General features: G+C 72.3%; 9 protein-coding genes. 6 read left to right on the top strand and 3 right to left on the bottom strand.

What is annotated here, in order from left to right; translation table 11 throughout:
- The first annotated feature begins 148 nt into the window (after window positions 1-148).
- Complete coding sequence (locus QOM21_RS03570; protein WP_407548071.1) at window positions 149-523, top strand: hypothetical protein; 375 nt, start codon at window positions 149-151, stop codon at window positions 521-523.
- A 123-nt stretch (window positions 524-646) separates the two neighbouring features.
- Here the strand turns inward: QOM21_RS03570 and QOM21_RS03565 are convergent, their stop codons facing one another.
- A complete protein-coding gene (locus QOM21_RS03565; RefSeq protein ID WP_407548069.1) occupies window positions 647-1,057 on the bottom strand; it encodes a RidA family protein in 411 nt (136 codons plus the stop codon).
- Window positions 1,058-1,389: 332 nt separating this feature from the next.
- Between QOM21_RS03565 and QOM21_RS03560 the strand changes: the two genes are divergently transcribed.
- The 4 genes from QOM21_RS03560 to QOM21_RS03545 all read left to right on the top strand — a co-directional run bounded on the left by QOM21_RS03560 (window position 1,390) and on the right by QOM21_RS03545 (window position 5,963).
- A complete protein-coding gene (locus tag QOM21_RS03560; RefSeq protein ID WP_407548068.1) occupies window positions 1,390-2,490 on the top strand; it encodes an endonuclease/exonuclease/phosphatase family protein in 1,101 nt (366 codons plus the stop codon).
- Window positions 2,491-2,542: 52 nt separating this feature from the next.
- Window positions 2,543-4,327 carry a right-handed parallel beta-helix repeat-containing protein gene (locus QOM21_RS03555; RefSeq protein ID WP_407548067.1) on the top strand — a complete coding sequence of 595 codons (1,785 nt, stop codon included), beginning with the start codon at window positions 2,543-2,545 and terminating at the stop codon, window positions 4,325-4,327.
- A complete protein-coding gene (locus QOM21_RS03550; protein ID WP_407548065.1) occupies window positions 4,324-4,728 on the top strand; it encodes a hypothetical protein in 405 nt (134 codons plus the stop codon). Before QOM21_RS03555 ends, QOM21_RS03550 begins: the two co-directional genes overlap by 4 nt.
- An 875-nt stretch (window positions 4,729-5,603) precedes the next feature.
- Complete coding sequence (locus QOM21_RS03545) at window positions 5,604-5,963, top strand: hypothetical protein (RefSeq protein ID WP_407548063.1); 360 nt, start codon at window positions 5,604-5,606, stop codon at window positions 5,961-5,963.
- A gap of 28 nt (window positions 5,964-5,991) precedes the next feature.
- Here the strand turns inward: QOM21_RS03545 and QOM21_RS03540 are convergent, their stop codons facing one another.
- Entirely contained in the window at window positions 5,992-6,915 is a 924-nt protein-coding gene (locus QOM21_RS03540; RefSeq protein WP_407548061.1) for a TIGR03564 family F420-dependent LLM class oxidoreductase, read from the bottom strand.
- 331 nt (window positions 6,916-7,246) lie between these two features.
- Here QOM21_RS03540 and QOM21_RS03535 point away from each other — a divergent pair, with 331 nt between their 5' ends.
- A complete protein-coding gene (locus tag QOM21_RS03535; protein ID WP_407548059.1) occupies window positions 7,247-10,693 on the top strand; it encodes a DNA polymerase III subunit alpha in 3,447 nt (1,148 codons plus the stop codon).
- A 12-nt stretch (window positions 10,694-10,705) separates the two neighbouring features.
- Here QOM21_RS03535 and QOM21_RS03530 read toward each other — a convergent pair whose 3' ends face one another.
- Window positions 10,706-11,536: an AraC family ligand binding domain-containing protein gene (locus QOM21_RS03530; protein ID WP_407548057.1), complete on the bottom strand. Its 831-nt coding sequence runs from the start codon at window positions 11,534-11,536 to the stop codon at window positions 10,706-10,708.

The following is an 11,536-nucleotide window of genomic DNA, read 5'->3' as shown; positions in this document are numbered from 1 at the left end:
CGTGAGGGGAGGGTCAACCCGCTCTCCGCTCCGGCTGCCGTCTGCTTGCGCCGAGCCGCCTCCGCGGGCCGGACCGCCCGGATGGCGCCCGGCCTCGGCGGCTCCGCGTGCACTGGCATGCCAGGTGTTTCCGGAGTACACCGGAAGAATGGATGCCGACCGGGATGACGCGGGCGGGATGCTGCCTGCACTGTGCGATGTCTGCGGCGCCGTGATCACCGACCACTCGGAGGTGCACGCCCGGGTGCCCGACTCCTCCGTCGTCCACCCGGACGATCCGGAGCTGGACGGATGGCGCCCGCTCACGGCCTGCTCCGCGGCGCACCTCGCCGAACTGCGGGACGAGTACGAGCGGCGTCCCTACATCGACGAAGAGCAATGGGCGGGAAAGATGTCCCGCGCGCTGGACCGGCACCCCGACGGGCTCACCTTCGAGCAGATGGCGGCGATCACCGGGCTGACGCGTGGTCAGCTCGACCGGGCCTTCGCCTGGCACAACCTCCGGGTACGGCGGAACGGGTAGCGACCGGAGCGGATGCACCGTTCGGCTGAGGCGCTGAGCCGAGCGGTGCCGCTCAGCCGAGTGGTGCTGCTCGGGATGCCTGCGCGGGTGCCGGGTGGAGCCGGTCCTGATGCCGCCGGTCCGTCACCCAGGAAGCGCCGCCGTCAGGTCCAGCTCCACCAATTGACCCGGGAAGCCGAGCCGTGTGACGCCGAGAAGGGTGCTCGCCGTACTGAGCGCGGGCCCGAGCGCCGATGCGTGGAAGCGGTGCCAGGCGGCGGCCAGCACTTCCCTCTCATCGCTTGCCACGTAGACGACGGACCGCACCACATGGTGGGGCTCGGCTTCGACCGCTGCCAGGGCGGCCGTCGCGTTCGCCACCACCTGGTCGATCTGCCGGTCCAGGTCCGCCTCGCCGACGAGTGCGCCGGAGACGTCCAGCGGGCACTGACCGGAGAGATAGGCGGTACGTCCTGCTTCGACGACGCTGATGTGGTGGTAGCCCGGCGTCGGGTGGAGACCGTCCGGGTTGATACGTCGGATTCTGGAAGCCATGCCCCAGATCGTGGCCGCCTGCGAACGCCGCCGCAAAGGAGTTTCGCCGAAGGCACCGCCGGCACCATGCGGAGGGCCTGGTTCACCGAGCCGACAGGGTGAAGGCCCTGAGCCGGGCAGATTCAGGGCCTTCGTGGCGCGTCTCCCGTGGGGGGAAGGATGCACGCGTCAATGGTGCTAACGAAGCGGGGCCGCGAGAGGTCACGAGGGTCGCGCGCTCCGTTGGACAGGCAACGCACACGCTCGGAGAATTGGAAGTGCCGGCGAGCAGTGTCCTCGGCGGCGCGCCTGCCCGGTCGGCCGCGTGTACCCGCGCCGCGACGGGAGGCGCCATGACTCTCCGCATCGCCACCTTCAACGCAGAGAACCTCTTTCACCGGCCACGTGTCTTCGCGCTCGCCGATCCGGAGGAGCGCAGGCAGACGCTGGAGGACTTCGCCGCCCTCGTCTCCCTCCTCGACCACGAGACCTACACGGCCGATGACAAGAAGAAGATCGCGGAGTTCCTCGACAAGTACGACGTCGCCGCCTCCCAGTCCAAGAGCCGCTCCATCCTGCTGAACGAGACCCGAGGCGGCGCCAAGCTCTTCAGGACCAAGCGCGGTGGCGGTATCGAAATCCTCGCCGAGGGCCGTGCCCACTGGGTCGGTTGGGCCGAACTCGTGCGCGACGACCTCGACGAGGAGGCCGTCCACAACACCGGTCAGGTGATCGCCGAGGTCGATGCCGACGTACTGCTCATGGTCGAGGTCGAGGACCGGCTCACGCTGCACCGTTTCCAGAAGCAGGTGCTGAGCGAAATGATGGGGGCGCGGAACTACCCCTTCAACATGCTGATCGACGGCAACGACAGCCGGGGCATCGACATCGGCCTGTACAGCCGCCGGCCGATCACCTCGGTGCGGTCGCACATCTTCGACAGTGCGGCAGGCCGGCCGATCTTCAGCCGGGACTGCCCGGAGTTCGAGGTCGAACTCACCGGCGGCGCACCGCTGTGGATCCTCGGCAACCACTTCAAGAGCAAGATCGGCAGCCCGGCCGCCACCACCAAGAAGCGAACGGCGCAGGCCGGGCGGGTACGGGAGATCTACAAGGAGGCGCTCAAGAGGTCCGCGAATGTCGTGGTCGCGGGAGACCTCAATGACGATCCGGAGAGCGAGCCGCTGGCGTTGCTCCTGGAGACCGGCCTGAGGGACGTGATGAGCCACCGGACGTACACCGGCGCGCCCGGTACCCATGGGACGGGCACCTCCCTCCACCAGAAGTTCGACTACCTGATGCTCGCGCCCGCGGTGTGGGACCTGGTGGAGGACGTGAAGGTGGAGCGGCGCGGAATCTTCGCGCCCGGCACCTTCAAGTCGTTCCCGACCGTGACCTCGAAGGGCGATCAGGCGTCCGACCACGCCGCGGTGTACGCCGACCTCGACCTGTGAGACAACTGCGCTGTCCCCACGGCGCGTTGTGTCGGTGAATGCCCTGGGGCGGATGTCCGGGCAGACGCCGTCGTTCACCTGCTCGGGTAATATCGACGCCTCCGAGCGGGCGGCGTGGGGGGAAGCGGGAATGGTCGCGAGGTATGTGGTTTCGCCGCGTGGCGGCCGTCGCGTCTACCCCGACATCTCGTCCGCCCTGGCCGCGGCGGCCGGACGGGGCCGGCCCGCGCTGATCGAGATCGCGGCCGGACGCTACGACGAGGCGCTCACCGTCGGGGGACAGGTCCGGTTGGCCGCGATCGACGGCCCGGGGTCGGTGGTGGTGAGCCGGCCGCGCGGTGCCGTCCTCGACGCCTTCGGGGCGGTCGCCGTGCACGGCCTCGTACTGATCGGCCGCGAGGCCGATGTCGTCGGCTGCCATGCGGGCACGCTCACACTCGAACATTGCGAGATCCGGGCGCACAACGGCGTCAGTGTGCACGCGAGGCCGAACACCTCCGTGACGCTGCGGGACAGCGCGATCCTGCACGGCCGGGCCCTCTTCTCCGGGGCCGCCGGGCTCGTCGAACGCTGCCGGTTCACCGACGCCGCGGACAACGCGGTCGCGGTGATCGAGGGCGCCCATGTCGCGGTCCGTGACAGCTGGATCGGGGGCAGCCGGATCCACGGCATGCGCGTCAGCGACGCGCGTGCGGAGGTCACCGGGTGCGAACTGACCGGCACCGGCAAGGCCGCGCTCATGGCGGACGCGCGGGCGGAACTCGTCATGTCCGGCTGCACGGTCAATGCCGTGCACGCGGAGGCCGTCATGTTCATCGAGCAGTCGAGGGGCTCGGTGGAGGGCTTGCGCGTCACCGATGCGGAACACGGGATCGGAGTGGCCAGTGGCGCCGATCCGGTGGTGCGCGGCTGCGCGTTCATCGAGTGTCGCGACACCGGCATCAACGTCCAGACCGCGGGCCGTGGCAGGTTCGAGGACTGCGAGGTCCGCAGCGCGGGCAACATCGCGGTGTTCTCGACCGAGGGCGGCGCCCCGGAGGTCCACGGCTGTCGCATCTCGGGAGGCAACGTCGGCATTGCCGTCACGGACGCCGCGAGAGGCCGCTTCTCCCGGGTCGAGATCGAGAAGCTGACGAGTGTGGCACTGCGGGTTCTTGACGGTTCCAGGGCCGTGTTCGAGCAGGTCCGGGTGGAGAACTGCCCGTCGGGCATGGAGGCCCGGGGCAACGGCGGCACCACGGCGGACCTCACCGACGTGGGGATCCGTGACTTCGACATCGGCGCGGTGACCGTTCTCGGCCAGTCCCGCGTCACCCTCACCCGCGTGGCGGCGGAGCGCGGTGCGCTGGGCTTCGGCGCCGGCGAGGAAGCCCAGCTGTTCGTCCATGACTGCGACGTCAAGGCGGTGAGCATCGGCGGGGCCATCGGGTTCGACAAGGCGCGCCTCGTCGCGCGGAATCTCACCGTGACCGGCGCGGAGGCATTCGGCCTCTGTGGAAAGGGCTCCGCCTACATGGACGTCGCGGACAGCGAGTTCACCGACTGCGTGGGCGCGGGCGCGAGTTTCGACGACACGTGCAACGGCCGTCTGGTGGACTGCGGTGTGAACGGCACGCGGGGCGTGGCCGTGCAGGACAACGGCCTCGTCGACCTTGTCTCGCTCCGTACGTCGCTGCCGGTCGTCAAACAGGTCGTCAAGCCGGTCGAGCGTCCGCCGATGATCGTCAACAACTTCCACGGCCCGGTCTTCAACGCCGCGGTCCACGGGGCCCAGTTGGCGTGGAACAACAACAACGTCATCCAGCAGCAGACCAACGAGGACGGTTCCCGCACATGACCGACGAACAGAACGTCAACAACTACGACGGGCCGGTGTTCAACGGCGAGGTCTCGGGCTCCCAGTTCGCCTGGAACAACGACACGGTCACCCAGAATCAGCAGAACAACGGCCCCGTCGCCCCCGGCTTCGAGGCGCTGGCCGACCGCGTCACCGAACTGCTCCGCCAGCTGCCGCAGGCCGGTCTGGCCGATCGGGACCGCGAGGACGCCGAGGCCGCGGCCCGAGACGTCCTCGCGGTGATCACGCAGCAGGACGCGCCGCAGGAGGGCAAGCTCCGCCGCGCGCTCGGCATGCTCAAGGGGGCGCTCGCCCCGGTCGCGACCGGAGTGGCGGCCGGTACGGCGGTGGGTGCGCAGGAGTGGGCCCGGACGGCGATCGAGGGTCTGACCGGCATCTGATCGCCCGCGGCGTCAGCGGCACCGAAACCAGGCACCGTCACCAGGCCGTCCGAACGGCGGGCAACCGGCAGCCTCAGCGGCCGTACATTCCCCGGCACAGACGCATGAGGTCCGCGCGGACATTCCCGGACGCCAGGCGGCACACGACTCGTGAGTCGACTGTGTCGCGGGGGTGAGGGGCGGCCGTACGGCGCTTCGGCTGTTGCCGCCGGACGGGCGCCGGGGTGGAGGGCGGCCGCTGCCGGACGTGTTGCCGTGGCACCTGGCGAGCGCGCGGCGCCTGCCGACGCTGCGGTTGCTGCACCCGCTGCCGGGGCGCGGCCTCGCGTGCGGGCGCTTTCGCCTGAAGCACCCGTTTCTTGGGCACGCGGGCATCCGCCACCGTCACCAGCCGTTCGCGGGGCGGTTCCTGTGTCGGCGTCAGCTGTGCCGAGGGCCGGGCCGGCGCGACCGTGTGCACCTCCGGCGACCGGTCGGGGGCCCGGGGCGAGCCATGGTCGGGGACGGAGACGCAACCTGTGGTGGCGAGCAGCACGATCGCGGCGGTGGCGAGAAGGAGGGGAGGGCGCACGCTGTCACCGTGCCGAACGGCCAAGGGCCGCACAACCGACTCGCCGGGCAACCACGCGGATGAGGCAACGATCCGGGCGCAGAGCGGGGATTGCACCGGCGGCCGGCTGCCGCCGTGACGGCGCTGCCCGCACGCCGTCGGAGAGGGCTGACGCCTATGACCGCCGACGCCGGAAGACGTGACCTGTCACCGTGCACGCCCCTCGACCGGAATGACCCGCGTGGCGCGCCGACCGCAGGTGATGCCGTCGCGGGTGCTGGGCTAGCGTCGTCGGGGACGGGAGTGGTCGGAGGAGGGCGCCGGTATGGGGAGTGACGAGCGGGATCGGGACGAGGTGCCGGAGGGTGCGTTCTGGTCGATCGAGGTGCGGGACCAGATCCGGGTGCATGAGGCGGATCCGGCGGCCGTGGCGCGCAAGGACGCCGGGGAGGAGAAGCGGGCCGCGGACGGGCAGTACGCCCCCTTCCTCCGTGTGACGGCCCTGCGGTGTCCGGAGTGCGACGCCGACCGGGGGTGGACGGCCATGGGGCACTGGACGGACCCGGCGCGGCTGATCTGTCCGGTCGGCCACGGCTGGACGCCGTGGCCGGACGACCCGGACAAGGGCCGTTCCCTGATGCAGGAACTCATCCTGGCCCAGGGCATCGAGTCCCTGCGCGACTGACGGAGGCCCGGGGGAAGCCGCCCCGGCCTCAGCCCGCCAGCTCGCCGAGGAGCGCCCAGGTACGGCGGCGGTCGGCGTCCCCGGCGACCTCCGTGCCCGCGAAGACCACCTCCGTCGCGCCGGCGTCCCGGTAGCGCCGCACCTCGGCTGCCACCGTCTTCTCGTCGCCGATCACGGCCACGTCGGCGGCCCGCGTGCCACCCGAGAGCGCGACGGCACGCGCGTAGGAGGGGATCTGCTCGTAGAACGCCAGCTGCTCCGTGACCGTCTCGCGCACGGCGTCGACATCGTCGGTCACCACGCCGTGCACCAGCGCCACGATCCGGGGCGCCTGGCGGCCCGCGGCCTCCGCGGCCGCGGTGACGGCCGGCACGATGTGCTCGGCCAGGGCGCGGGGCCCGGCGAGATAGGGCAGGATCCCGTCCGCCAGCTCGCCGCTGGCGCGCAGTGCCTGCGGCCCCATCGCGGCGACGAGCAGTGGCACACCCGCCTCCGCGCCCGGCACCCGGGCGGGGATCGGTGTGGTCGCGGTGAGCAGCTCGCCATGGAAGTCGGCGCTGCCGGTCTCGGTCAACTGCCTCAGGGCGATGAGGAATTCACGCAGGCGGGCGACCGGCCGTTCGAAGGGGATGCCGAAACCTGCCTCGGTCAGGAGCTTGGTGCCGAGCGCGAGGCCGAGGTGGTAGCGGCCGTGGGTGGCCGCCTGCGCGGTCTGCGCCTGACCGGAGACGGTCAGCGGGTGGCGTCCGAACACGGGGATCGCGGACGTGCCCACCTGAAGCCCGGGTACCGCGCGCCCGACGATGGCCGCGAGCTGAGGCGAGTCGGCGCCGAAGGTCTGCCCGAACCAGACGGAGCGCAGGCCCGCGGCCGCGGCCTCCTCGGCGAGCCGCACGGAGGCGTCGATCTGGTTGTCGGGACCGGTCGTGTTGAGTGCTGCTCCCACAGTCATGTCAGCGCCAACCAGCGGCAGTTGGCCGGGCATTCCGGCTCTCGTGTGACAGCTTCCTTTCAGCTGTGTGTACGCGTGGGCACCCGCGTCCGCCGCCTCGTGCACACCGCCGATGCGCACAAATGCACGGGGGATGCGGCGCGCGATCGCCGGTCCGGGCGCCGTGGGCGACAAGCGCCACGTCGCGGCTCCGTCGGAGCTCGATGGCGCGCCCGCGACCCGGCAGCGACGGAAAACCTCATTCGAACATCTGCTCGAACTTGGTCTAGAGTGGATATCAAGCCATGGTGGCGAAATCCAGCTATGGAGGGATACGAGGAGGTGGCGCCCGGTGAGTGCCGTACACCTGCACGTCGCCTCCGGCTTCTCCGCGCGTTACGGCGCCTCGCATCCCGAGGACCTGGTCCGCCGCGCCGCCGAGCGCGGCATCACGGCGATGGCGCTCACCGACCGGGACACCGTCAGCGGCCACGTCCGCTTCGCCCACGCCTGTGCCGCCCACGGCGTACGGCCGATCTTCGGCGTCGACGCCGCGGTGGCCCCGTACGCCCCCGCACCCGCCGCGAGCCGTCGGCGCACCCCGATACGCGGCGGCGCCCACGTCGCCGAGCCACCGCTCCGGGTCACCCTCCTCGCCCGGAACCGGGGGGGCTGGGCACGGCTGTGCCACCTGGTTTCGGCCGCCCACAACCAGGCCGCGGGCGGATCGCCGGTGATCCCCTGGTCCGCGCTGGCCGACCACGCGGGGGAGGGGCTGACCGTCCTCCTCGGCCCGGTCTCCGAGCCGGTGCGTGCCCTCTCGGCCGCCCGGCCGGACGAGGCCGAGCGGCTGCTGGCGCCGTGGCGTGAGCTGGCGGCCGCGGGGGCTTCGCTGCGGCTGGAGGTGCTCTCCTTCGGGGCGGCGGGCAGCGGTCCCGGCTCCGTACGGCTCGCCGGCCGCACCCTCGCCCTGGGCGACCGGATCGGCATCCCGTCCGTGCTGACCAACGCGGTGCGCTACGCCGACCCCGACCGGCACCGCCTCGCCGATGTGCTGGACGCGGCCCGCCTGCTGCGGCCCATCGACCGCCGCCGCCTCGATCCGGGGGAGCGGTGGCTGAAAGGCCCCGCCGCCCTGCTGGACGTCGCCGAACGCATCAGCACGGCTGCGGGTGCCGGCTCCGCGCGCGCCGCTCAGCTGCTCGCCGAGACGGAGCGGACCGCCGACCGGTGCAGGATCGACCCCGTGGCCGACCTGGGACTGGGCACGGCCCGCTTCCCCGAGCCGGAGACGGTCGGCGCCGGCTCCGCGCCGGGGGACGCCGACCGGCTGCTGCGGCAGCGCTGCGAAGCCGGTATGGCCCGTCGCGGCCTGGACCGCGACGCGGAGGCCGTCCGGCGTATGGAGGAGGAACTGGCGGTGATCGGCCGGCTCGGCTTCGCCACCTACTTCCTCACCGTCGCCCAAGTCGTCGCCGACGTACGGGAGATGGGGATACGGGTCGCTGCCCGCGGCTCCGGCGCCGGCAGCATGGTCAACCACGCCCTGTACATCGCCACGGCGAATCCGCTCGACCACCGGCTGCTCTTCGAACGGTTCCTCTCCGAACGCCGCTCCTCGCTGCCCGACATCGACATCGACGTGGAGTCCGCCCGCCGGCTGGACGTCTACGACCGCATCATCGAGCGGTTCGGCACCGAACGGGTGGCGGTCACCGCCATGCCGGAGACCTACCGCGCCCGGCACGCGCTCCGCGACACGGGCATGGCGCTCGGCATCGCCCCGCATCTCGTCGACAAGATCGCCAAGGCGTTCCCGCACATCAGGGCATGCGACGTGACCGCGGCCCTCGCCGAGCTGCCGGAGCTGCGGCCGCTCGCCGCCGAGGCCGAGGCGTACGGCCCGCTGTGGGAGCTGGCCGAGGGCCTCGACGGCCTGCCGCGCGGCATCGCCATGCACCCGTGCGGGGTGATCCTCACCGACGCCACCCTGCTGGACCGGCTCCCCGTGCAGCCCACCCCCGGCGGCGACTACCCCATGGTCCAGGCCGACAAGGAGGACGTCGAGGACCTCGGCCTGATCAAGCTCGATGTGCTGGGCGTCCGGATGCAGTCGGCCATGGCGCATGCCGTCGCCGAGGTCCGCCGCACCACCGGCCAGGACATCGACCTCGACGACGGCCGCAAGGTGCCCCTCGATGACTTCTTCTCCTTCAAGCTCATCCAGGCCAGCGACACCATCGGCCTCTTCCAGCTCGAATCACCGGGCCAGCAGGATCTCCTCGGCAGGCTGCAGCCCCGCGACCCGCAGGACGTCATCGCCGACATCAGCCTCTTCCGGCCCGGCCCGGTGGCCGGCGGTATGCCGGAGCAGTACATCGCCGCCCGCCACGGCGCGGCCCCCGCCTACCCGCACCCCCACCTCGAACCGATCCTGCGCGACACCTACGGCGTCACCATCTGGCACGAACAGATCATCCTCATGCTCGCCCGGCTGACCGGCTGCGACCTGGCACTCGCCGAGGTCGCGCGCCGCGCCCTGGGCGACGCCGCACGCCTGCCCGCCCTGCGCGACTGGTTCCACCGGAAGGCAGCCGCACGCGGCTACACCCCCGAGGCCCGCGAGCGCATCTGGGACATCATCGAAGCCTTCGGCGCCTACGGATTCTGCCGGGCCCACGCGGTGGCCTTCGCGGTCCCGGCGCTGCAGTCGGCGTGGCTCAAGGCCCACCACCCGGCCGCCCTCTACGCCGGTCTGCTGGAGCACGATCCGGGGATGTGGCCCAAGCGCGTCATCGTCGCCGACGCCCGCCGCCACGACGTCCCCGTCCTGACCGTCGACATCAACCACTCCCGGCAGACCCACACCGTCGAGAAGAGCGCCGACGGCACCTGGGGCGTCCGCCTCGCCCTGTCGGCGGTGAAGGGCATCAGCGACGATCAGGTGGAGCGCATCGCCGCCTGCCGTCCCTACACCAGCCTGCAGGACTTCTGGGAGCGCGCCCGCCCCGCCCGCCCCACCGCGGAACACCTCGTCGAGATCGGCGCCCTCGACTCCGTACGCGGTGACCTCACCCGCCGTGACCTCCTCCTGCAGATCGCGGAACTGCACCGGCACGCTCGCGGCCGGCAGGGCGACGGCCAACTGCCCCTGGACGGCAGCACCGTGACCGCGGAGCCGAGCGGACTGCCGGAGATGACCGGCCGCGAAGAACTCGGCAACGAGCTGCAGATCCTGGGAATCGACGTCTCCCGGCACCTCATGGAGCACCACCACCGCCTGCTGCGCGAGATCGGCGCCACCGACGCCCGGCACCTCGCCGGCATGGCCGCGGGGCAGAGCGTCCTGGTCGCCGGCGTGCGTGCCTCCACCCAGACCCCGCCCATCCGCTCGGGCCGGCGGATCATCTTCGTCACCCTGGAGGACGGCTCGGGCATGGTCGACCTCGCCTTCTTCGAGGACTCCCACGAGGCGTGCGCCCACACCGTCTTCCACTCCGGGCTCCTGCTCGTCCGCGGCGTCGTCCAACGCCGCGGGCCCCGCAGGGCCGTGGTCGGCACGATGGTGTGGGACCTGGAAGAACTCGCCGCCGTCCGCCGCGATCAGGGGCCCGAGGCGACACTGCGCCGCCTGGGCGAGACCGGCCCGCGGCCCACCCCCGCCCAGCAGCCGCAGCGCACCCTCGTCGACGGCACGGCCGGCGCCGCGCTGCACGCCTGGGCCGACCTCCAGCCGGCCGGCAGCCGCTCCGCGGATGTCACCGCACTCGGCCACAAGAGCGGCGGGAGTGCAGGCTGAGGGCACCCACGGTCAGGCGCGGCTGAAGGTGCCGGGTGTGATGCCGTAGACGCGGTGGAACCAGCGGGTGAAGTGGGCCTGGTCGGCGAAGCCGGTGGCGGCCGCCGCGGCGGCGGGCGCGGTGCCGGACATCAGCAGCGAACGGGCGCGGCGCAGCCGCAGCTGCCGCTGGTAGTCGCTGGGCGCCAGACCGAACTCGGCACGGAAGGCACGGTAGAGGGCGAACCGGCTGCATCCGGCCGCCTCCGCCAAGCGCTCGCCGGACACCGGCTCCGGATACGCCTCGTCCAGCAGCGCCCGCGCCCGGCGGGCGGCCTGCTGCCGCATGCCGTCGGACGGGGTGCGGCCCGCGCGGAGGGCGGACGAGGCGCCGCGGCGGGCCATCGCCAGGACGGCCGCCGTCAGGCGCTCGTCGCGGACCAGCGGATCGGCGCCGCCGGCCAGGGCGGCGTGCAGCCGGGTGAGCGCGACCGCGAGGGCCGGGTCGGTCAGCACCGGAAGGGCGAACAGCGGCAGCGCACCGGCGCGTCCGTCGCCCGCGTCGGTGAGCACCGCACGCACCACGGACGGGCCCAGGTGCACGATGCGGTACCGGTAGCCCAGCTCCGCCGCGGCCCGGCCGTCGTGCACCTCGTCCGGGTTGAACGCCATCACCATGCCGGCGCCGCTGGTGTGGGCAGCGCCCCGGCAGCGGAAGCGCTGGGCCCCGGCGTCGGTGATGCCGAGGGAGTACGTGTCGTGAGCGTGCGGCGGGTACACGTGGTCCCGGAAGTGCGCGTGCATCGCCTCCACGGGGCGGTCCTCGTCCCGCCAGTACCGCACCCAGCTGCCGGCCGTCGCCAT

Origin of the sequence: Streptomyces sp. Pv4-95, from assembly GCF_045782725.1 — a bacterium.
Lineage (GTDB): Bacteria > Actinomycetota > Actinomycetes > Streptomycetales > Streptomycetaceae > Streptomyces.
The sequence above is the reverse complement of the archived record's forward strand: the minus strand, read 5'-3'. Positions and strand labels throughout refer to the sequence as shown.